Source organism: Faecalispora jeddahensis, assembly GCF_000577335.1.
Lineage (GTDB): Bacteria > Bacillota > Clostridia > Oscillospirales > Acutalibacteraceae > Faecalispora > Faecalispora jeddahensis.
Window position 1 is genome coordinate 1 of the sequence record NZ_CBYL010000035.1, and the last position, 21,889, is coordinate 21,889.

The 21,889-nt window shown below is 54.2% G+C and carries 15 protein-coding genes and 1 pseudogene; 8 read left to right on the top strand and 8 right to left on the bottom strand.

Translation table 11 applies throughout. The annotated features are described in order from the left end of the window. Window positions 1-268, bottom strand: a pseudogene (locus tag TY09_RS12785) (MATE family efflux transporter); the annotation flags it as partial. Between the two features lie 637 nt (window positions 269-905). On the opposite strand from TY09_RS12785, the gene TY09_RS12790 reads away from it, so the two are divergent. Then, entirely contained in the window at window positions 906-2,993 is a 2,088-nt protein-coding gene (locus TY09_RS12790) for a glutamine synthetase III family protein (protein ID WP_042435075.1), read from the top strand. 277 nt (window positions 2,994-3,270) lie between these two features. Here the strand turns inward: TY09_RS12790 and TY09_RS12795 are convergent, their stop codons facing one another. The 4 genes from TY09_RS12795 to TY09_RS12810 form a co-directional block, all read right to left on the bottom strand. Next, window positions 3,271-4,134 carry a carbohydrate ABC transporter permease gene (locus TY09_RS12795; RefSeq protein WP_009063356.1) on the bottom strand — a complete coding sequence of 288 codons (864 nt, stop codon included), beginning with the start codon at window positions 4,132-4,134 and terminating at the stop codon, window positions 3,271-3,273. Beyond that, complete coding sequence (locus tag TY09_RS12800; RefSeq protein WP_052335648.1) at window positions 4,131-5,120, bottom strand: carbohydrate ABC transporter permease; 990 nt, start codon at window positions 5,118-5,120, stop codon at window positions 4,131-4,133. The genes TY09_RS12795 and TY09_RS12800 overlap by 4 nt, the downstream gene beginning before the upstream one ends. Before the next feature lie 118 nt (window positions 5,121-5,238). Further along, on the bottom strand, window positions 5,239-6,630 hold the full coding sequence (locus tag TY09_RS12805) for an ABC transporter substrate-binding protein (RefSeq protein WP_042435078.1): 1,392 nt from the start codon (window positions 6,628-6,630) through the stop codon (window positions 5,239-5,241). A gap of 106 nt (window positions 6,631-6,736) precedes the next feature. Further along, window positions 6,737-7,744 (bottom strand): LacI family DNA-binding transcriptional regulator, encoded by a 1,008-nt coding sequence (locus tag TY09_RS12810; protein ID WP_042435080.1) that lies wholly within the window; start codon window positions 7,742-7,744, stop codon window positions 6,737-6,739. A gap of 526 nt (window positions 7,745-8,270) precedes the next feature. Here TY09_RS12810 and TY09_RS12815 point away from each other — a divergent pair. The 4 genes from TY09_RS12815 to TY09_RS12830 all read left to right on the top strand — a co-directional run bounded on the left by TY09_RS12815 (window position 8,271) and on the right by TY09_RS12830 (window position 14,515). Further along, window positions 8,271-10,703 carry a GH36-type glycosyl hydrolase domain-containing protein gene (locus tag TY09_RS12815; protein WP_042435081.1) on the top strand — a complete coding sequence of 811 codons (2,433 nt, stop codon included), beginning with the start codon at window positions 8,271-8,273 and terminating at the stop codon, window positions 10,701-10,703. A gap of 113 nt (window positions 10,704-10,816) precedes the next feature. Beyond that, window positions 10,817-12,142 carry a GH1 family beta-glucosidase gene (locus TY09_RS12820; protein ID WP_042435082.1) on the top strand — a complete coding sequence of 442 codons (1,326 nt, stop codon included), beginning with the start codon at window positions 10,817-10,819 and terminating at the stop codon, window positions 12,140-12,142. Window positions 12,143-12,495: 353 nt separating this feature from the next. After that, a complete protein-coding gene (locus TY09_RS12825; protein ID WP_042435083.1) occupies window positions 12,496-13,491 on the top strand; it encodes a hypothetical protein in 996 nt (331 codons plus the stop codon). A 175-nt stretch (window positions 13,492-13,666) separates the two neighbouring features. Beyond that, entirely contained in the window at window positions 13,667-14,515 is an 849-nt protein-coding gene (locus TY09_RS12830) for a transporter substrate-binding domain-containing protein (protein ID WP_009063198.1), read from the top strand. A gap of 1,760 nt (window positions 14,516-16,275) precedes the next feature. Here TY09_RS12830 and TY09_RS12835 read toward each other — a convergent pair. The 3 genes from TY09_RS12835 to TY09_RS12845 all read right to left on the bottom strand — a co-directional run bounded on the left by TY09_RS12835 (window position 16,276) and on the right by TY09_RS12845 (window position 18,400). Continuing rightward, entirely contained in the window at window positions 16,276-17,232 is a 957-nt protein-coding gene (locus TY09_RS12835) for a ComEC/Rec2 family competence protein (RefSeq protein WP_042435084.1), read from the bottom strand. Between the two features lie 149 nt (window positions 17,233-17,381). Continuing rightward, complete coding sequence (locus tag TY09_RS12840) at window positions 17,382-17,633, bottom strand: hypothetical protein (protein WP_009063373.1); 252 nt, start codon at window positions 17,631-17,633, stop codon at window positions 17,382-17,384. Between the two features lie 89 nt (window positions 17,634-17,722). After that, window positions 17,723-18,400 carry an ABC transporter ATP-binding protein gene (locus TY09_RS12845; RefSeq protein ID WP_042435087.1) on the bottom strand — a complete coding sequence of 226 codons (678 nt, stop codon included), beginning with the start codon at window positions 18,398-18,400 and terminating at the stop codon, window positions 17,723-17,725. A 230-nt stretch (window positions 18,401-18,630) separates the two neighbouring features. Between TY09_RS12845 and TY09_RS12850 the strand changes: the two genes are divergently transcribed. The 3 genes from TY09_RS12850 to spoVAD all read left to right on the top strand — a co-directional run bounded on the left by TY09_RS12850 (window position 18,631) and on the right by spoVAD (window position 21,795). Next, complete coding sequence (locus tag TY09_RS12850; protein ID WP_042435088.1) at window positions 18,631-20,139, top strand: phosphohexomutase domain-containing protein; 1,509 nt, start codon at window positions 18,631-18,633, stop codon at window positions 20,137-20,139. A 152-nt stretch (window positions 20,140-20,291) separates the two neighbouring features. Further along, window positions 20,292-20,771, top strand: a complete 480-nt coding sequence (spoVAC, locus tag TY09_RS12855) for a stage V sporulation protein AC (protein ID WP_009063335.1) — start codon at window positions 20,292-20,294, stop codon at window positions 20,769-20,771. Between the two features lie 13 nt (window positions 20,772-20,784). Next, entirely contained in the window at window positions 20,785-21,795 is a 1,011-nt protein-coding gene (gene spoVAD, locus TY09_RS12860) for a stage V sporulation protein AD (RefSeq protein ID WP_009063280.1), read from the top strand. The last annotated feature ends 94 nt before the right edge of the window (window positions 21,796-21,889 follow it).

Sequence of the window (21,889 nt, forward strand, 5' to 3'; positions counted from 1 at the left end):
GGCCGATCACCGCCATGCCCGCCGAGCCAAGCCCCTGCGACAGCGCGACGACCATGTTGAGGATCGGCACGCAGTATGTAACTGCGCTGGCCACATATGGCCCCGCAATATTATTGATGAACAGCCCATCCGACAGCGGCATCATGGACTGTACCAGACCCATCATCAATGATGGCATCGCGAGCAGCATCAACGTTTTGGAAATGCCGCTGTACAAAATCATGTCGCGTCTTTCACTGGCGCTTGCATTTAAAAAAGGTATTTTCATGCGCATCCGTCTTTCTGCATCCAGCAACAATCACACTTTAGGGGTGCCTGATACTGATTGTCCACTGAACAGCAAAAACAAAGCTTTGGTTTCTCCTGTTTGATGGAAGATCAGTAGGATTTCGGCACCCGATTATACGAATGGTTTTATTGTAGAGGAATTTTACAGGAATGTAAACCTTTCTTTACCAGAAAACAACATACAAAGTAATCCGATAAAAATAGTCAGGCCGCTGAAAATGATGGAAAGCGGGCTGCAAACGCTGAAAAGAAGGGAGCGTACTTGTTGCATATGACCGAACTGCCAGAGTACAGCTATTTATTCCGCGTTTCTCACCGCTTTTTTGGCAATTGGAAACTTTTTTCTTTTTCCCGCATAAGCTGGCTATGAATCATCGAACGGCCCGGTCATCAGACTCCCCAAACAAAGGCTGCCGCACGAAATCGTGTAAACCACCAAAAAAATCAATTCAGGCAGTATAATTTTCGCTTTTGATGCGAATACTTTTTTGTTACGGAGCATTGACAGCCGGTAATCCGTTTGTTATAATTACTCGTGTGAAAACAGTAATGGCGCTGTAGGTACTTAGGATACCTGCAGCGTTTTTTTGTTTATCAACCCAAAAGGAGGCAGCCGTATGAGTAAGATTCCGGAGATTTTTGGAAGCTTGGTATTTAACGAAAGTGTTATGAAAGACAGGTTACCCAAGGATACTTACAAGGCATTAAAGAAAACAAGAGACGAGGGGATTCCTCTTGATGCTCAAGTGGCGAATGTTGTTGCGAACGCCATGAAAAACTGGGCAATAGAAAAAGGAGCAACACATTATACCCATTGGTTCCAGCCTATGACGGGCATCACCGCCGGCAAACACGACGGCTTTATCAGCCCGACCGGCGACGGCAGGGTGATTATGGAATTCTCCGGCAAAGAGCTCATTCAGGGCGAGCCGGATGCTTCCAGCTTCCCGAACGGCGGTATTCGCGCCACTTTCGAAGCCCGCGGCTACACCGCGTGGGACCCGACCTCTGACGCGTTTATCAGAGACGGCTCCTTGTTTATTCCGACCGTATTCTGTTCTTACGGCGGAGAAGCTCTGGACAAAAAAGCGCCGCTGCTGCGCTCGATCTCTGCTTTGAACAAGCAGGTGATTCGCGTATTAAAGCTGTTCGGCCACGACGATGTAAAGAGCACCAGCGTTACCGTCGGCCCCGAGCAGGAGTACTTCCTCGTTCCTGAGGAAAAGTTCCTGCAGAGAGAGGATCTGGTATATACCGGCCGCACCCTGTTCGGCGCAAAGCCGCCCAAGGGCCAGGAGCTGGATGACCATTACTTTGGCGAGCTGAAGGTTACGGTTGGCGATTTCATGAAAGAGATGGATGAGGAGCTGTGGAAGCTCGGCGTCCTGAGCAAAACAAAGCACAACGAGGTTGCCCCGGCGCAGCATGAAATGGCTCCCATTTTCACCCACTGCAGCCAGGCTACCGACCAGAACCAGCTGACGATGGAAGTGATGAAGAAGGTCGCCGCCCGCCACGGGCTGACCTGCCTGCTGCACGAAAAGCCGTTTGCACGCATCAACGGCAGCGGCAAGCACAACAACTATTCCATCTCTACCGACACCGGCATGAACTTGCTGGATCCCGGTGATTCCCCGACCGAGAACGCCCAGTTCCTGCTGTTCCTCACAGCGATCATCAAGGCGGTCGACGAGCATCAGGATCTGCTGCGCATTGCCGTAGCGGATGCCGGCAACGACCATCGCCTGGGCGGCAACGAAGCACCTCCCGCCATTGTCTCCATCTTCATCGGCGAAGAACTGGAAAATGTTCTGAATGCGATTGAAGACGGCACCGAATATAAGGCCAAGGGCCGCCGGTTTGTGAAAATCGGTGCGGATATTCTCCCCCCCATCCGCAAGGATTCCACCGACCGTAACCGCACTTCTCCCATGGCGTTCACCGGCAATAAATTTGAATTCCGTATGCAGGGTTCCTCCAGCTCGATCGGATGTATCAATATTATGCTGAACACCATCATCGCAGACGCGCTGGCTGGCTTCGCGGATGAGCTTGAGAAAGCCGACAACCTCCCCGATGCGCTGACCGATCTGATTCGCAAGACACTCAAGGAACACAAGCGGATTGTCTTCAACGGCAACAACTATTCCGCAGAGTGGGTTGAGGAAGCCGCGCGTCGTGGTCTGCTGAACCTGAAGAGCACCCCTGAAGCGCTGGCTTACTACCCCCGCAAGGAAAATGTCGAGCTGTTTGAGCGCCAGGGTGTACTGACGGAAACCGAGCTGAAATCCCGCTATGAGATCATTCTGGAGAAGTACATCAAGCAGGTTCACATTGAGGCCCTGACGATGCTCGAAATGATCCATAAGGATATCCTCCCGGCTGTCAGCTCCTACACCGGCGACCTGAGCGCACAGGCGATCAACAAGAAGAACCTTGGAATCGACTGCGCTCTGGAAAAGGCACAGATCGAAAAGCTCAGCGCTCTTTCCGCGAAGCTGTTTGAAGCGGCCGACAGCCTGCAGAAAGCTGTAGATCACACGGAAGAGTCCGGCGATTTCCTCAAGGAAGCCAGATACTACCGCGAAGAAGTGCTGTCCCGCATGGAAGTGGCCCGCGAAATCGCGGACGAAATGGAGCTTCTGGTGGGCAGAACCTACTGGCCCTTCCCCACATACGGCGAGCTGCTGTTCGGCGTAAAATAAATTCAATTGCCGTCTGCCCCTCATACGCGGGGCCTTGCGACCTCATAAAAAGCGAAGTGACCTCCGGACGTTTTCGTTCGGAGGTCTTTCGTTTTATGTTTTTTCGGTAAAGTAATTTTATTTCAAGCGGGTTGGTCTTTTGTGAAGTTTTTCACGATGTATAATATTGCTCCGGTTTCCCGAGCCGGAACCAAAACAGGACAGTCCGCGCAGCTGCGCGGACTGTCCTGTTTTCTATGGGGAAAGCGGCTTCGATATATATTGGAGGAAAAGCAAATCAACCCTTTACACTGCCCAGCGCGACACCGCGCACGATGAATTTGGAAAGACAAAGGTACACGATCACCACCGGGAAAATCGCCAGTGCGATCAGCAGATATACCTGCCCCATATCGAACTTCATAAAATCCGCGCTGCGCAGCTGCGCGATCAGGATCGGCATTGTCAGCTTCTTTTTGGAATCGAGGATCAGCGCCGGCAGAAAGTAATTGTTCCACGAACTGACGAAGGTGAAAATCGCCTGCACGGCGATGGCCGGCTTCATCATGGGGAGCACAATGCGGTTAAAGGCGTAGAACTCGCCCGCTCCGTCGATCCGCGCGGCCTCAATCACCTCCAGCGGCAAAGAGCTTTTCATGTACTGGATCATGAAGAAGAACACGACCGGTGAGGCGATTGCCGGAACCGTCAGCGGAATGAACGAATCCTTGAAGCCCATGCTCGCCATCAGGCGGACAAAGCCCAGGGCCGTAACCTGCGTGGGCACCATCATCACCATCAGGATGCACGAAAACGCGGCCTGGTTCAGCCGGAACCGGTACGCATGAATTCCAAATGCCGTCATGGTAGAGAAATACGTGGCAAACACTGCCGACAGCGACGCCACCAGCAGGCTGTTCATCAAGCCGCTGAGCACCGGCAAATTCGCGTTGTGCATCAGGTTTGTAAAGTTGGCCCCCAGCGAAGCGCCCGGGAAAAAGGAAAAGCCTTTTTGAATATCCGGATGCGAGCGCGTGGCATTGATGAAAAGAATATAGAACGCAAACAGAGAAAGGAACGTCAGAAAAAGCAGAACCAGATACGCGATGCCACGACGCAGACGCAGAACGCCCAGATTTTCTCTTGCGGCGTTGTCTTTCATTTTCCAGCGCCTCCCTTCGGCTGTTTTTTCTCACGGATGCTGAAGTACACAATGACGCTCAGCACGGCGGAAACCACAAACAGCAGCACCGAAACAGCGCCTGCCATGCCCACGTTTTCACTGAACAGATGCTTATTCAGGTACATGACCAGAGTCAGGCTCGTGCGGTTGGGATTGCCGTTGCCGTTGGTCAGAATCTGCGGCACGTCGAACATCTGGATGCCGCCAATCAGCGAGGTGATCAGCACATAGACAAGGATAGGGCGGATCAGCGGCAGAGTGATCTTCCGAAAGGACTCGAACGCCGTAGCCCCGTCGATCTCGGCCGCCTCAAACAGTGCCGTATCAATCCCGAGGATCGCCGCCATCAGCAAAATCGTGGTGTTGCCGTACCACATCAGAAAGTTCATCAGGGCTACAAGCCCCCGAGTGCTCCACACGTTTGCAAGGAATCGGTAGGGGGACTCCATCCCCATGGATAGTAAAATGCTGTTGACCGGCCCGGAATCGGAAAACAGGGTGAAAAACAGCATGGAAAACGCCGCAGCCATAATCAGGTTGGGCAGATAGATGACGGTTTTAAAGAATCCGGCGGCACGCAGATGCAGGCGCAGGTCGGTAAACCAGACCGCCAGCAGCAGAGAAAAGATGATCTGCGGCAAAAATCCCATCAGCCAGATGATCGCGGTATTGCCCGCGTAAGCGGCCAGGTCGCCGTCGGAAAAAAGGGTACTGTAATTTTGCAGCCCCACGAATCGGGGGCCAACCTGGGTCAGACCCACCCAGTAATTTTCAAAAAAGCTGTTATAAAAGGTAGAGATCAGCGGAACCAGTGAGAATACGGCAAACGCCAGAAAGAATGGGGCGATAAAAAAATATCCCCATTTGGAATAGCTTACGCCTTTTGTTTTCTTGTTTGCACCGTTTGACGCGGGATACTGCTGCGAAGAAGACGCTTCGGGTTTGGTTAACGTGGTGCCGGGCATAGAGTATCACCTCAAATCGGGGGATTGTAGAAACACAGGCCCCCGGCCCCAGGGAGCGGGAACCCGCTCCCTGAAAGGGAGGACGCCTGGTGGGACAGTTGAAAGAGTATGAGAAAAATCAGGAGGCACGCTTCAGATTCGGGTATTTTTCAATGATGGCCTTATAGAAGTTATCCAGCGCCTGATCTTTCGTGACGTTACCGTCAAAGTAATCCTTGAACGCCTTCTGGAATTCTTCCGTCATGCCCTGATCATACTTGGAGATATTCTTCATATTGATCTTCGGGGCCGCCTCGGCAAACAGGGCAATATGGTTCTGGCCGCCCAGGAACGCGGATTTGTAATCGCTCTTCGCCAGCTCGCCCATCGCGGTCTGGTTGTTGGTAAAGTCCTCGGTATCCTCGGTGATCTTTTTCATGGTGGCCGCATCACAGGTCAGAGTCTTCATGACGTCGCGCACGAGATCGACGTTATCGCTGCCCTTGGCTCCGCAGATCCAGCTGCCGCCCCAGTAGTAGTTCGCCGGGCCCTGGCACACCGCATAATCTCCGTAAACGCCGTTGCCCACCTCCGCTTTGCCGCCCTCCGCCACAGGAGTGGCCAGCGAATTGCCTAGCAGTGTAAAGTTGATGCCCCAGGTGGAATAGAAGAAGCCGAACACCTTGCCGTTCGGGCCTTGGTCGGCGCCCCACTCGGGAGCCCACAGAGAGGTCTTATTATTGTAGTTCTTATCGGTGAATTCCTTGGTCTGATCGACCCACTTCATCATAATGGGGTCAATATGGATCGTATCGTTCGCGTCTACCCACGGAGACGTGATGTTGTTCGCGAAGGTACGATAGGAATCATCGTAACCGGAAAGCATTTTGTAGCCCTTGTCAGCCGCGGTCTTTGCAACGGCGTTGAATTTATCCCAGTCGCTCAGGGCCTGCTGCACCTTTGCGGGATCATCGGAACCCAGAATATCCTTGGCGATCGAGCGGCGATAGGCAAAGAGACCGGGAGTGGCCTGCCAGGAAACCGCTTTGAGCTTACCATTGCTGTCGGTCGCGATATCCTTGGTGTACTGGTACTGATCCTTCAGGTCGTCGTCGGTCAGGCCGACATCACCCTTCACGTCCAGTGTATAATCGGAATCGACATATTTAAGCGCATAGTCCGCTTCAATCAGGAAAATGTCGATCTTGTCGGCTGCGGAATCCTGTGCTTTCAAATCCGCATCCAGCTTGTTCTGGTAAGCATTGTTTTCATTTGGGGTGATGACCCACTCCACGTTAATGCCCTCCGGCAGCTTGCCGGCATCTTTAAAGTAGGTGTTGAAGCGATCCTGGAATTCGGTATTCCATCCGTAAATGCGTAGGGTTTTGGCGGAATCCGTATTCGCAGCCGGGGCGGAAGACCCTGCTGGGGCTGCCGACGAAGCGGGTGTGGTGTTGCTGCCGCAGCCCGCCGAAGAAACCAGCATCAAAGATGCCAGCAGGGCAGCCGTGGCCTTTTGGAATGATTTCATAACATAGCTCCTCCTTAAAATAATGCGTTTTTAACCTTCCTAAAAAGGGAAACTGACACAACACAAAGAGGGTTCTGCATTCCCCGCACCCGCCGAGAGCCTGAAGTTACATTTTTCGAACCGAGCTGCCGGGAATCAGATGCCCCGCCACCATCACCTGCTGGGGGATGGCCAGCTTGGGGCGTTCAATCGCCTCAACCAAACGAGCCGCGGCCTCGCGCCCCAGCACGCCGGTATCCTGCCGCAGGGTGGTAATCCTGGGGCGCAGAACCTGCGAAAGATAAATGCCGTCGTATCCGGCCACGCTGATATCCTCCGGGATATGCAGGCCGTGGCGCTCGATCTCGTTCATGCCGCCGATGAAGGAAAAATCATCGGGATAGAGAATGCAGGTGGGCCGCTCCGAAAGCTCCAGCAGCTCTCGCGTGGCCAAACCGCTGGACTTGGGATCGTGGTACAATGCGTCCTTTACGTACTCGTTCGGCACCTCAATCGAAAGCTCCGCACACGTGCGGTAAAAGCTTGCGAGGCGCTTCTGAGTGACCGACGTGTCTTCACCGTGAATATACGCGATGCGCCGGTGCCCGCACTGGTAAACGTACTCCACCAGATCGCGGATTCCCTGCACATTGTCTGACAATATGGCGGTGCGGCCGTTAAACACATGGTCGATGGTAACCGTGGGGATTTCGCTTTTCACCAGCTCGATCACCATTTCGTCGCTGAAATCCACGCTGGCGATCACAACGCCGTCGCACCCCCGGTATTTGCAGTGCTCGTAATAGCTCATGGAGGCCGAGCCGATGTTGCGGCTGATGAAGGTGATGTCGTACCCCAAGCGCTCCGCTTCCACTTTAAAGCTTTCGAGCACCGCAGAGAAGTACTCATGGGTCAGTCCGCTGCAGGTTTTGTCTACGAACAAAACGCCCAGATTATTGGTCCTTTTGGTTTTGAGCGAACGGGCCGCGGCATTGGGCAGGTACCCCATTTCGCGGGCGACGTTCCGAATGTACTCGCCGGTGCTCTCGCTGATATCCTTATGTCCGTTCAGCGCCTTGCTGACCGTTGCGCGGGAAACACCACATTTTTCAGAAATATCCTTGATCGTGACCATAGTATGGATCCCTCCGCCTCAGATTCTGGGATCATTATAAAGGATTTTCAGAATCAGGGCAAATGGTTACTTAATCGATTTCTGAGTTCATATTACCACTACTCTAACGTTATTTCAATAGATTTTTGAAATATTTTTTCTGTTTTTTGTAATAATGTTTAAATAGAGTAGGGTGTAGCCCAGTGAAATCCGTGTTTTTCTCGTGAAACCGTTTAAAAAATCTCAAAAATCAGAATACGTTTTCGTGATGAATTATTCACATTGAAAAAGATCACGGTCAGAAATTGTTGAAAACATGAGATATTTCGTGCCTTCCCAATTTGCTATTGCTTTTTTTCTGCAGCAGACCTATAATATCAATATACTTAAACGATTTCGTAAATTGATGTTAACCACTTCCCTAAGCAGCCCAAAGCAGGGCTTCGGCTTGCTGACAGACGATGGATTCCTTCCCTTGTCAGCTACAGTGATTGCAATGCGCTTTTGAAGGCTGATTTGAAAACTGATGATATGAGGATGGAGCGCCATGAAATACGGTTACTTTGACGATAACGCCAGAGAATATGTGATACAGACCCCGGCCACTCCCCTGCCGTGGATCAACTACCTGGGGAACGACGGCTTTTTCAGCCTGATTTCCAACACCGGGGGCGGCTACAGCTTTTACCGGGACGCCAAACTGCGCCGTATCACCCGTTACCGCTACAACGAGGTACCCGCAGACATGGGCGGACGGCGCTACTACATAAAGGACGGCGGCGATCTTTGGAGCCCCGGCTTTCTTCCGTGCAAAACGGAGCTGGAGGACTACCGCTGCCGCCACGGTCTCGGCTACACTGTACTGGAGGGCCGGCGGCACGGAATCCGCGCGGAGCTGACCTGCTTTGTGCCGCTGGGAAAGCCGTGCGAGGTCAATCTTCTTCACCTTGAGAATACGGGTGACACAGAGAAAACGATTCAGCTGTACAGCGCGCTGGAATGGTGCCTGTGGAACGCGGTGGACGACGCGCAGAACTTTCAGCGGAATTTGAGCATCGGCGAAGTGGAGGTGGACGGCAGCGTGCTGTACCACAAAACCGAATACCGCGAGCGCAGAAATCACTATGCTTTCTATGGAGTCAATGCTCCCATCAGCGGGTTTGACACCGACCGGGAGCGCTTTCTCGGGCAGTTTGGCTCGTGGGAGACCCCAGCGGCAGTCAAACAGGGCGTCAGCTTCAGGAGCATCGCCAGCGGGTGGTACCCCATCGCTTCCCACCGCATCGATCTTGTTCTGCAGCCCGGCGAAAGCCGCGAGCTGATTTTTGTACTGGGCTACGCGGAGCTGCCGCCCGAAGAAAAGTGGGAAGCGCCGGATGTGATTCAGAAAGCGCCCGCGCGCCGTTTGATGGAGCAGTTCGCCCGCCCGGAGCAGGTCCGCGCCGCGCTCCGGGAGCTTGCGGAGTACTGGGACGCCCTTTTAAGCCGCTTTTCTCTCGAAAGCGCAAACGATCAACTGAACCGCATGGTGAATGTGTGGAATCAATATCAGTGCATGGTAACGTTCAACATGAGCCGCAGCGCCAGCTATTTTGAGAGCGGAACCGGGCGCGGCATGGGCTTTCGCGACAGCTGCCAGGATTTGCTCGGATTCGTTCACCTGATCCCCGACCGCGCACGCCGGCGCATTCTCGATATTGCCGCCATTCAGTTTGAAGACGGCAGCACCTACCACCAATACCAGCCGCTGACCAAGCGCGGCAACGCTGATGTCGGCTCCGGTTTCAACGACGACCCGCTGTGGCTAATCGCCTGCACCGCCGCTTACCTGCGTGAAACAGGCGACAGCAGTATCTTAAACGAGCCGGTGCCCTTCAACAACCGCGCAGGCTCAGAGCAGACGCTGTTCGAGCATCTGCGGCGCAGCATCACCTATACACTCAATCACCTAGGGCCGCACGGCCTGCCATTGATCGGCCGTGCCGACTGGAACGACTGCCTGAATCTGAACTGCTTTTCGGAGGAACCGGGCGAAAGCTTTCAGACCACCCAGAATTTTGACAGTGAGACGGCGGAAAGCGTTTTGATCGCCGCCATGTTTGTAAAATACGGGCGTGAATACGCAGAACTCTGCCGCCGTTACGGCGATGTAGAGGAGCAGCGTTTTGTGGAGCAGCGCGTACAGCAGATGGAAGCCGCTGTGCTGGCACACGGCTGGGACGGCGAATGGTTTCTGCGCGCCTACGACGCCGAAGGGCAAAAGGTGGGCAGCCACGAATGCGATGAGGGTAAAATTTATATTGAGCCACAGGGCTTCTGCGTGATGGCAGGCATCGGCGCACGGCAGGGGTTGGCCCCACAGGCGCTTAAAAACGCCCGCGAGCTGCTGGGCAACCGCTTCGGCGTGGAGCTGCTCACCCCCTGCTACACCAGCTACCACAAGGAGCTGGGCGAAATCACCAGCTACCCGCCCGGATATAAAGAAAACGGCGCTGTGTTCTGCCACAACAATCCGTGGTTCAGCATCGCCCACACCGTTTTGGGCGACGGCGAAAACGCGTTCGACCTGTACCGCAGAACCTGCCCCGCATGGGTGGAGGAATCCAGCGAGATTCACCGCACGGAGCCTTACGTATACAGCCAGATGATCGCCGGGCGCAGCGCGCCGCGGTACGGTGAGGCCAAAAACAGCTGGCTCACCGGAACCGCCGCATGGGCGTTTGTCAACATCAGCCAGGCGATCCTTGGAATTCAGCCGGACTTCGACGGTCTTCGGATTCACCCCTGCCTGCCGCAGGAGCTTACGCACTACCGGGTGACCCGAACCTTTCGCGGCACCGTATACCATATTTCGGTACGGCGCGCGCAGGCGGGTGAGTCTGCCGGAATTTCAATAGACGGCCAGCGCCTTTCCGGGGAACTGATCCCCCATCGGCCCGGCCAGAGCGAGTGCACCGTTGAAGTGATTCTGCCATTATAAAGCCATGTCACTTAAAAAAGTTGCCGATTTCTTCCTTCGCCTGCAGCGGAGGAAGAAATCGCCGTATCTGCATCAAGCCACCAAAAGGGAACGAACGATCAAGTGAGGTGCCTATGGAATTTCCGAAACAGTTTGTCTGGGGAGCCGCAAGCTCCTCCTACCAAACAGAGGGTAACCGCTCCGGGCGCGGCGACAGTATCTGGGATGAATTCTGCACCCGCCCCGGGGCCATCCGGAACAATGAGACGGGCGACATCGCCTGCGATGGCCTGCGGCGCTTCCGCGAGGACGTGCTCCTTTTAAAGCAGCTTGGTCTTTCCGCCTACCGGTTCTCCCTCTCGTGGCCCCGCATTTTCCCCGACGGGCGCGGCGAGCCGAACCGCGCGGGCCTCGATTATTATGATGATCTGATCGACCTGCTGCTGGCCGAAGGGATCACCCCTTACGTCACGCTGTACCACTGGGATTTGCCCTTGGCACTGGAACGGCAGGGCGGCTGGCGCAGCCGCGAAACCGCGCTGGCGTTTGCAGAGTACGCGGGCTTGGTCGCCCGACATTTTGCGGGGCGGGTACGCCATTACTGCACGTTAAACGAGCCCCAGTGCTTTATCGGGCTAGGCTACGGCACGGGAGAGCATGCCCCGGGCGTATGCCTGGAGGGCTCCGAGCTGTTCGCCTGCGCCGCCAACGCGCTTTTGGCGCACGGGCTGGCCGTGCAGGCCATCCGACAGAAAAGTGAAGAGCCCGTACAGATCGGTGCAGCCTCCACCGGCAAGCTGTGCTACCCTTTGCACGACACCGCCGAAAACCGCGCAGCCGCTGAACGTGCCTCCTTTCTTGCGCAGGGGGATCGGTGGTGGTTCACCCACACCTGGTTTCTCGACGCCATTCTCCTCGGCTCCCTCCCGCCCGAGCTGCAGGCGCTCGCCGACAGCATTCCGCAGGAGAACTGGGCAATCATCCGTCAGCCGCTGGATTTTTTGGGCGTGAACGTCTACAACGGCACTCAGGTGGATGAACACGGAGAATATATGGATCGGATTCTGGGATTCGCGCGCACCGCGCTGAAATGGCCGGTCACACCGCAGGTGATGCGCTACGGCCCGCGCTGGCTGTACCGGCGGTACCGTCTGCCGATCTACATTACCGAAAACGGGCAGTCCTGCAACGACCGGATTTTTCTTGATGGAAAGGTGCACGACCCCGACCGCATCGATTTTCTGCACCGCTACCTGCTCGAGCTGCGCGAATGCTGCGCCGAGGGCGTACCGATCAAGGGATATTTTCACTGGAGCCTGACCGACAACTTTGAATGGAACAACGGCTACGACGAACGGATGGGCCTTGTGTATCTGCACTATCCCACCCAGCGCCGCATCGTAAAGGATTCCGCCGAGTGGTATGCCCGTACCGCACAGACGAACGGGCGGCTTTTGTAGCAGGCTTTCAGCCTTTCTCCAATGACATCTCCATTTCTCCTGATCCCGATATAGATTCGCCCGGTTCATCTGGGCCGCAGTAACCCCCGGGCACAGATCACACTCTGTGTCTGGGGGGTTACTGCCTTGTGGACAAGAAAAACCTTCCGATTCCTTTTCTGTTTTTAAAAAAGAATCCATCCGATTTTCGCTGAAATGCCCCTCAAATCGGTGTGTTTTTTGTCTCCTTTCAGAAGAAAAGAAAAAGAATTTCAAATCCGTTCATGAAATCCAGGTTGTATTTTTTTCCGGTTTTGTGCTATGATAAGTCCAATTTACTTTTCAGAATGATAACGACCGGAGGCTTCTGTACCATGGATATCTCTACCCACAAACGGCGCAAGCTTCTTCCTGCGGCTGCAGCCGTTCTTTTCAGTTTGTCGGTTTTTTCCGCCACTGCTTTCGCGACCAGCAACATCCCCCCGCAAGGGCAGGAGATCAACGCTGGTGTTTCGCAGGGTACTCAAGGCACTATAGACGATGCGCCGCAACCGCCCGATGTCTCTAACGGCGCTACTGATCCAAGCAGCGGTGGGCAAACTGATCCCGAATCCTCAAACGGCGGCGGGGACAACCAGAACTCCTCCGATACGAACGGGCAAAGCAGCTCCGGCACCGATCAAAGCGGCGGAACCGAGAGCGGCGTCACAAGCAACCCCGACGAAACGATAAGCAGTCAGCCGGCTGAGGAGCCCGGTGAAACAGAGAGCTCCTCCAGACCCACCAGTCATGAACCGTCCTCCTCCAAGGCGCCGGTGTATGTTGCACCGCCCGCGGGCGTGGCCTCCGCTGACCCAGACAGCCGCGCGCCCACCGACTTTACCTCTGACGATTTACAGGGTCTGCTTTCCGGTGCGGGCAGCGGCCTTGCCAGCACCGACGGATTTTTGAGAGAGGATACGCCGACAAACGGCAGCTCCTCCGGCGGCACTTCGAGCCTGCTTCTCGGCGGCATCGCACTGATTCTCGCCGGTGTGGCCGGTGTGGTTCTGTTTGTATACCGTCAGTTCTTCCTCAACAAAAGGCGTTCAGCACCTGCCGGCGTTACCGGCCCGCTGCCCGCCATCCCCATGCCGAAGCCCGCTCCCAAAAAGGCTCCGTCTGCTCTTCCTCAGGCACTCGACGAAGGCATTGAGCCCGCTGCTCAGGCACAGCCCCAAGAAATCCAATCACCAGTAGAGGCTCCCAACCTGCCCTCCGGCGAATATACCGATATCAGCTCCGGCCGAACCAGCGGCCCCGACCGCGACGGCTTTGACTGGGATAAGTTCTTTAAGAACATTCCGCCGGAAGATTCTCCAAAACAGTAGAAAAAGCACCATTTTATGGAGCAAATTGTTTCTAATTCGTGAACAATCTGTAAAGATTTTTCGTACCTGCTTTACCTTTGGAACTTTTTTGGGTAAAATAATTACAAATATGTTACACTAATAAAAAAGTTTTAACTTTTCCAAAAAAGATATTCCAAAGAGGAGAATCTAAAATATGAAAAAAGCACTTTCAGCCCTACTGCTGGTGTGTGCCATAGGATTTTCTATGGGAGGCTGCTCCGGAGTCAGTTCGAGCTCCTCTTCTCCCACGGATCCGTCCTGGAATACGGTACGGACAAAAGATACACTGGTCGTAGGTGTGGAAGAAAATTTTGAGCCGCTGTCTTTTTACGATAAAGACGGAAACCTGACGGGATTTGCCGTAGAGAGCGCCCGCGAGGTGGCGCAGGAACTGGGTGTTGCGGTTGAATTTAAAACACTCTCCCCCTCCAAAGCCCAGCAGGCCCTGAACAATGATGAGATCGACTGCTTCTGGAGCAGTTACAGCAAGCCCACCCAACAGAGCGAATTGTCGAACCTGACGTTTGGTTACATGAAGAGCAGTCAGGTTGTGTTCGCACTGGCTGACGGCCCGCTGAATAATCTGGCCGACCTGAAAGGCCAGCGGGTTGGCGTAAAGGAAGGCTCCGGCGGCCAGCAGGCGGTAGAAGCATCCACCGCATTCAAGAGCTGCCTGGCGCAGCTGGGAACGTATCAGGATTACGCCCAGGCCAAGAGCTCTCTGGACAGCAAAAGGATCAGCGCCGTGATCATGGACGAGGTCTCCGCTGAATATTATCTGAAGCAAGCGCCCGAGCAATACCGTATTTTGGGACAAACTGGGTCTGACCCCGCCGAAACGCTCGAAACCGGAAATTATTCCGTTGCGTTCCGAAAGGCAGACGAAAGCCTGACCGTTAAAGTGCAGGAAGCGCTGAATGAACTGTCTGAAGACGGAACGATTTCAAAGCTTTCAAAACAATGGTTCGGAACAGATTTGTCCGCCGCTTCTTCAACCTTATAAGGCTGGACAAGCTCTGAAAAAGCAGAGAACCCCTGTGCTTTACGCATAGGGGCTTTTTTATTATCTCTTCTCTCGCCTGTTTTCTCCGCCGCTTGCAGGCATAAAAAACGCCGGATTTCTCAAATCCGGCGCACTTATTCCAAATGTGACAATTTTTCGCATCTTTACAATTTATCTTGCAATCTAACCCAAAAAATGGTAAGCTGTACCCGTAAGGTACAATTAAGTGCAAAGCGGGGAGGGGTGCACCACCACCCATCCCCTGCTACGGAGAGTAGGCCTCCATAACAACAGCTTTTGCTGCGAATTGCAGACACAATTATAACCCATTTTGCCCCTTTTGTACAGGGGCAGGGTGAGGAGAAGGGATATATCGGGGGTTCTTCTCACTTTCGTGGAATTGTGTATTGCACTTAAATGGTAGCGCTGTGTTATGGAAGCATCCCTTTTGCCGGGGGATTCCGTAATACGCGCTTTTTTGCTGCCTTACAGACAGGGCAAAGCGGGGCCGTTTTTATAAATTCAAATTTCAACCATTATTCCCAATGATTGATTTGCTTCTCTGTGAAACCGCGGGCCTCTCCCCAGAGCTGTGGTTCCGGCTCCGTCGCGCCGTTGTCTGTAAGAATGCAATTCGCCGCACAAATCACCCTGTGCGGCTGATCGGCCTTTGGCCGAAAGCGCCGTCCCTCAACGAGGGATGGCGCTTCTTTTTTGAGCAGGCTGATCCTGCAGCAGGTTAAACCTGCACATACGTCGCGGCAGGCTAAGCCTACGCGTACACCGCGTGGAAGTGTAGAGAAAAGTCCGCGCTTCGCGCTCCATTCGTCGCGCGTACGCTGGCTATCCTTACGCGGAAACAACCCTCTATATAATCAATATTTTTTCTTTACAGGTTTCCTCTCTAAATTCTGCTGGCGCAGGGCATGCCCCTCATGCCGGGGCGGGCACTTACTTTCGTGAAAGGACGAAAGTAAGCAAAGGCCTTCCAAAGGACACCTTTGGAATCCGTTTGGGGAACGGTTTCTAATAGTGTAAACGAAGACTACTTTAAAGGCGCTCCAATGAAAATGTCCACTCTCCTAGCAACAGCAAATCAAAAGCTTAGTGCTTTCATCCGTCGGCGGTCATTTTCAGAGCGCTCTCGTTGGCTCGCAGCTTTTGGAATGTGGCTTCGCCGCATTCTTTCGTTGGTTTACAGAGTGCTTCCCGTACCATTTGCAGACGTTCAAGCTTACCTTACACACTCGTTTCACACACAGGCTGTGCCTATACGTGAAACAGAACCAGAGCGGGAACTTCTCACAGTTTCCAAAGGCAGCGCCTTTGGTTGCCCTGAGGGGATTCCAAGAGGGAGAGAATCGAAACTCTCCCCTTTGGCAAGTCTTTGCTTAACGCCGCCTCGTTTCGAAAGTAAGTGCCCGCCCCGGCACGAGGGGCAAGCCCTGCGCCAGCAGAAGGTATACGGAGAACCTGTAAAAACAAAGTCTAATTTTAAAAGCGATTATTAAAAAGGCTGTTTCCGTATGGAAACAGCCAGCGCACGCGTAGCGAATGAAGTGCAAAACGGAAGTTGTTCTTTGAGCCTCCACGCAACGTGCATGCACACTTAGTTTACGCCCGTGACTTATACGCAGGTTTAACGCGTCAGTTTAAGAGACACGCCCTGAAATAAAGTAAAATCTCCCCAAAAAGAAACATTAAAATAAAAAGCCTGCGCTGAACACCAGCGCAGGCTTTTTATTTATCAAACTAATTTCTCACGATGCTGCCAGCAATGGAAGCCCTGTCTTTACCGTCAAATCGGTTCCGTCGCTGCTCACCAGTATGGTTCCCTGCTCATCCGTGCGGTAAACCACCGCCTTGGCCGCGGAAAGGCGGCTGAGCGTCTCTTTATGCGGGTGGCCGTAGTCATTGTCTTTCCCGCAGGAAATGATCGCGTATTGGGGCGACACGGCCTTCAGGAAGCTGGCCGTGGTGGAACTGTTGCTGCCGTGATGCCCGACCTTCAGCACATCACAGCGAAGGGCATCGCTATATTTTTTCAGCATCTGCTGTTCGCTTTCCTTCTCCGCATCCCCGGTAAACAAAAAGGTACGCTGCCCAAAAGTCAGCTTGGCTACGATGGAGTAGTTGTTCAGGTCATTGTACTCGTCTTCTACCGGGGCTAAAAATTCGAGCCGTGTATTGTCCTGCTCCAGAACCGTCATGCCTGCCTTGCCCTGCGTCAGGCGCAGGCCTTTCTTTTTCACCGCGTCGAGCATATTCTCGTAAACGCGCGTGGTGGGAACCTGGCTGTCCGCCACCTTTGGCACATAGATCTTGCCGATCTCCAGATTGCTGATGACCTTCGCTATCCCGCCGATATGGTCCGCGTGCGGATGGGTCGCGATCAGGTAATCGATTTTGCGCACACCAAGCTGCCCAAGATATGTCGTGAGCTGATCTGCCCCCTCGGAAAGACCGGCGTCAATCAATATGTTTTCGCCGGTCGGCAGACAGATCAACTCGCTGTCCCCCTGGCCGACATCGAGATAATAAACGGAAACGCTGCCCGTTTCACTGCTGATAAAATCACCGGATGGAATATTGAGGCCGCCGGGACTTCGCTCTGGATCAGATGCAAAAAACCAGGTTGCTATACCTAAGATAATCGCTGCGAACAGCGCTGGAATGGATACTTTTTTTCGCCGTGTGATAGGAAACAATCCTTTCAATAAAAAAGCCGCTCGTTCGGAGCGGCCTTTGCTTTTTTAGAGGAGTATTCCAGCTCAAAAGGGATCGCCGCGCAGAAGCTTTGGCAAAGCGCAAATCACCTTTCAAAACCGTTTCAAACCGCTTTCGGCTTTTCCGCTGGAAAACTTATTCAAGGTTTTTGAAACAGATTATAGCGAAACAGCATGCTTTCGTCTTCGGGGTCGTCGCACTCCAAAAACGCCTCTGCAATTTTCCCGCCCTCGATCAGGTGGGTCAGCCCCATCAGCTGAGAAAGCTTGCTGCGCAAATTCAGGCGGTCTCCCTCGCGTGTCACCAAAAACACATTCCCCTTGCATTTCTCTAATACCCGAATAAAACCGGGCACATCCAGATCATGTAATTCTAAAACAGATTTTCCCATAGAAAATTCCCCCGTTTCAAATAAGGGTACCTGCGCCGCCTTAAAGTCACTAATATTATATCAGTTTCCCCTTATTTGTCAACCGAACATCACGAACTGATTTCTACGATTTTGCCGTCCTGTATCCGGATTTTTCTTCCAGCCTGCGCCGCGATTTTGTCATCATGCGTGATAAGGATCACCGTTCTGCCCTCGCCATTCAGGCTTTTCAGAATCTCCATCACCTCCTGCCCGGACTGCGAATCAAGATTTCCCGTCGGCTCGTCCGCCAGAATCACCGGCGGGCGGGCCGCGATGGCTCTGGCGATCGCCACGCGCTGCTGCTGGCCGCCGCTCATCTGCCCCGGGCGGTGGAACAGCCGATTTTCAAGTCCAACACGCCTGAGCGCCTCGCGGCTCAATTCGTGCCGCTCCGTCTTGCGCAGGCCGCGGTATACGAGCGGCAGCTCCACGTTTTCCAGCGCGTCGAGCGTGGGGATCAGATTGAAGCCCTGAAACACAAAGCCGATCTCTGTATTGCGGATGCGCGACAGCCGGTCCTCCGACATCTTCGCCACATTCTCCCCGTTTAAGTAATATTCTCCCGCTGTGGGAAGGTCCAGACACCCCAGCAGGTTCATCAGCGTCGATTTGCCGCTGCCCGACGGCCCGACGATCGCGACAAATTCCCCCTCCTCAATCTTCAGGTTCAAATCGTCGAGCGCGCGGATTTCCTCCTCTCCGTTCCAGTACCGTTTTTCGATTCCCTCAATGCGAATGAGTTCCATGGCAATTCCTCCTTTTGATTCTGCGGGCAGAGCAGCCTGCCCAAATCTGTGATTGATGAACGCTTTGCTTTCTTCTCCCGCCTTTTGCGGGGAAGAATTGCTGCTTTTGTATCAAATCACTTTATCAAGCGAATGGGCTATACTTTCCCGCCGCTTTATTCTATAATAGAGTTACAATTCCCGATTTATTTTCGGCGCGCCCGCGCCCACTATAAAAGGAGCAGGATTTTATGCTGACAAAAGAATGGAAGCAATTCAAAAGCGGCACCGACATTCGCGGGGTAGCCAGTGAAGGCCCCGAGCCGGTCAACCTGACCGACGAAGTGATTGAGCGCATTGCGCGCGGCTTTGCCCTGTGGCTCTCGGAGAAAGCGCGCAAGGCGTCGAGCGAGCTTTCTGTGGCGCTGGGCCACGATTCGCGCATCTCCGCTCCCCGCATCAGCGCGGTGGTTACCCGTGCCCTCACCGGCTGCGGAATCCGTGTATTCGACTGCGGCCTTGCCTCAACGCCGTCTATGTTTATGGCGACGCTGGACATCCCCTGCGACGGCGCGATACAGATTACCGCCAGCCACCATCCGTTCAACCGGAACGGGCTGAAATTCTTTGTAAAAACAGGTGGACTGGATGCGCCCGATATTGAAGCTTTACTGCTGTACGCGCAGGAAAACAAAGCCCCCGCGGCAGACAAACCCGGCAGCGTGGAGCCGAGCGACCACATGAAAATTTACAGCGCACACCTGCGCAACATCATCAAACAGGGTGTAAATGCGGAAAACTACGACCGACCGCTGGAGGGCTTCCACATTGTGGTTGACGCCGGGAACGGAGCCGGCGGCTTTTACGCCTACGACGTGCTCGAGCCGCTCGGCGCGGACATCAACGGAAGCCAGTTTCTCGACCCGGACGGCATGTTCCCGAACCATGTGCCGAACCCGGAAAATCAGCAGGCCATGGATTCCGTGTGCAGCGCCACAGTTATTTCGGGCGCGGATTTGGGCGTGATTTTCGACACCGACGTAGACCGCGGCGGCGCGGTGGACAGCCAGGGCATGGAGATTAACCGCAACCGTCTGGTCGCGCTGGCCTCCGCGATTGCGCTGGAAGGCAACGATGGCGGTACGATCGTGACCGATTCCATCACCTCCGATGGACTGAAGCGCTACATTGAAACGACGCTCGGCGGCGTTCACCACCGCTTTAAGCGCGGGTATAAGAACGTGATCAACGAGGCTGTTCGCCTGAACGAGGCGGGAATCAACTGCCCGCTGGCCATTGAAACCTCCGGTCACGCAGCCATGCGCGAAAATTATTTTCTCGACGACGGCGCCTATCTGGTGACAAAAATCATCATCAAGCTGGCGGTGCTGCGCAAGGAGGGCAAGACGCTTGAAAGCTTGCTCGAATCGCTGGCCGAACCGAAGGAAGCGACGGAAATCCGCCTGCCGATCACCGAAGAAGCGTTTCGCGAGTGCGGCGAGAAAATTCTGGCCGACCTGGAACAGTATGCCAAGGAGCAGGGCTGGCAGATCGCACCGGACAACCGCGAGGGACTGCGCGTATCGTTCGGCAAAGGCGAGGGAGAAGGCTGGTTCCTGCTGCGCCTGAGCGTGCACGACCCCATCATGCCGCTGAACATGGAAAGCGACGCGGCGGGCGGCGTCGAGATCATCCGCGAAAAGCTCATAAAGTTCCTCACTACCTGCAGCGGTCTGAACCTTGCTCCTCTGCTGGGTTAGCCGCGTGTCTGAGCCGAAACAAACTTACGGCATATTTAAAAAAGCTTTCACAGCATGAAAAATAAAACAAAACATAAAATCCCGCGCTTCGGTTAGCATACCCAAGCGCGGGATTTTTTTGCATATTCCGTTCCCCAAAGGAAAAGATAGCAATGTTAACGCAATCACAAAAGGGGATGAACCTGTTGAAAAAAATGACGAAAGAAGAATATTCCAAAATGGCGGAGAAGGCGTCGCCGCCCAGTCCAATCCTGAAAAACTGCCTGATGGCGTTTCTGGTGGGCGGGGCGATCTGCACGTTCGGCCAGTTCCTGGTGAACTGGTTCCAAAGCTCCGGCCTGGATTTAAAGGAAGCGCGCGGGGCGGAATCCACCGTACTGATCGCCCTGACGGCAATCTTTACCGCGCTGAAAATTTACGATAATCTGGCAAAGCACGCCGGGGCCGGTACGCTCGTGCCCATTACGGGTTTTGCGAACTCAATGGTATCGCCCGCCATGGAATTTAAGCCGGAGGGCTATGTGATGGGCATCGGCGCAAAAATGTTCGTGATCGCCGGGCCGGTTCTGGTGTACGGCATCTGCACATCGGTGATCTACGGGATCATTATCTACCTGTTCGGCTGGTACTGAGGAGGGCAAAATCATGGCACAACGAATCGGACGCTATACCCTACAGATGACCAACCGGCCCACGATCGAGGGATTCGCCTCTGTCGTAGGCAAAAAGGAGATGCAGGGGCCATTAAGCAGTTTTTTTGATCTTTCCTTTGAGGACACGACGCTGGGCGAAAGCAGCTGGGAAAAAGCGGAAAGCCGCCTGCAGACGGAGGCCGTAAATCTGGCGCTGCGCAAAGCGGGTGTAACCGCACAGGATATTGACTACATTTTCGCGGGCGACCTGCTCAATCAGTGCCTTTCCTCCACCTTCGGCCTGCGCAGTCTTGACATTCCCTTTTTAGGGCAGTTTGGCGCGTGCTCCACCATGGCGCAGACGCTGGCGCTGGCCTCGATTGTGGTAGAGAGCGGCGCGGCCCGCAAGGCGGCGGCTGTTACTTCCTCCCATTTCTGCTCAGCGGAACGGCAGTTCCGCCTGCCGCTGGAATACGGCGGACAGCGAACCCCCACCGCACAGTGGACGGCCACGGCCTCCGGCTCGGTGATTGTGGGTACCAGTGGAAAGGGCCCGTTTGTTGCCGATGTGACGGTAGGACGCATCGTAGACCTTGGCATCAAGGACGCGGCCAATATGGGCGCCGCGATGGCCCCAGCTGCCGCGCAGACCATTTCGGATTTTCTGCAGGACACCGGCACAATGCCAAAGGACTACGACTTGATTTTAACCGGTGACCTGGGGCTGATCGGCACCAAGCTGGTCCGCCAAATTTTAGCCGACAACAACCTGGATATTACAGACGTTCACAACGACTGCGGCATGATGCTGTACGACCGCGAAAAACAGGATGTGCACGCGGGCGGCTCCGGCTGCGGCTGCTCGGCTTCGGTGCTTTGCTCGGTGATTTTAAACCGTCTGCAAAGCCGCGAGCTGAACAATGTGCTGTTTATCGCCACAGGTGCGCTGACGTCCACTACCTCTCAGCAGCAGGGGGAAAGCGTCCCCGGTGTGGCACACCTGGTGCATTTGACCTCCACTTAATTTTTGCAGAATTTTCTCTAAAAATCATACAAAGCAATTATTTTATAAGCACCGGAGCAAGCCCCTCAAAAATGGGGGCTGCTCCGGTGCTTTT

What these genes read in the sequence shown, in the direction of transcription:
- TY09_RS12825 (WP_042435083.1), top strand. Translation starts at nt 12,496, where the DNA reads ATGGATATCTCTACCCACAAACGGCGCAAGCTTCTTCCTGCGGCTGCA.
- TY09_RS12850 (WP_042435088.1), top strand. Translation starts at nt 18,631, where the DNA reads ATGCTGACAAAAGAATGGAAGCAATTCAAAAGCGGCACCGACATTCGC.
- TY09_RS12790 (WP_042435075.1), top strand. Translation starts at nt 906, where the DNA reads ATGAGTAAGATTCCGGAGATTTTTGGAAGCTTGGTATTTAACGAAAGT.
- TY09_RS12795 (WP_009063356.1), bottom strand. Translation starts at nt 4,134, where the DNA reads ATGAAAGACAACGCCGCAAGAGAAAATCTGGGCGTTCTGCGTCTGCGT.
- TY09_RS12830 (WP_009063198.1), top strand. Translation starts at nt 13,667, where the DNA reads ATGAAAAAAGCACTTTCAGCCCTACTGCTGGTGTGTGCCATAGGATTT.
- TY09_RS12840 (WP_009063373.1), bottom strand. Translation starts at nt 17,633, where the DNA reads ATGGGAAAATCTGTTTTAGAATTACATGATCTGGATGTGCCCGGTTTT.
- TY09_RS12815 (WP_042435081.1), top strand. Translation starts at nt 8,271, where the DNA reads ATGAAATACGGTTACTTTGACGATAACGCCAGAGAATATGTGATACAG.
- TY09_RS12800 (WP_052335648.1), bottom strand. Translation starts at nt 5,120, where the DNA reads ATGCCCGGCACCACGTTAACCAAACCCGAAGCGTCTTCTTCGCAGCAG.
- TY09_RS12810 (WP_042435080.1), bottom strand. Translation starts at nt 7,744, where the DNA reads ATGGTCACGATCAAGGATATTTCTGAAAAATGTGGTGTTTCCCGCGCA.
- TY09_RS12820 (WP_042435082.1), top strand. Translation starts at nt 10,817, where the DNA reads ATGGAATTTCCGAAACAGTTTGTCTGGGGAGCCGCAAGCTCCTCCTAC.
- spoVAD (WP_009063280.1), top strand. Translation starts at nt 20,785, where the DNA reads ATGGCACAACGAATCGGACGCTATACCCTACAGATGACCAACCGGCCC.
- TY09_RS12845 (WP_042435087.1), bottom strand. Translation starts at nt 18,400, where the DNA reads ATGGAACTCATTCGCATTGAGGGAATCGAAAAACGGTACTGGAACGGA.
- TY09_RS12805 (WP_042435078.1), bottom strand. Translation starts at nt 6,630, where the DNA reads ATGAAATCATTCCAAAAGGCCACGGCTGCCCTGCTGGCATCTTTGATG.
- spoVAC (WP_009063335.1), top strand. Translation starts at nt 20,292, where the DNA reads ATGTTAACGCAATCACAAAAGGGGATGAACCTGTTGAAAAAAATGACG.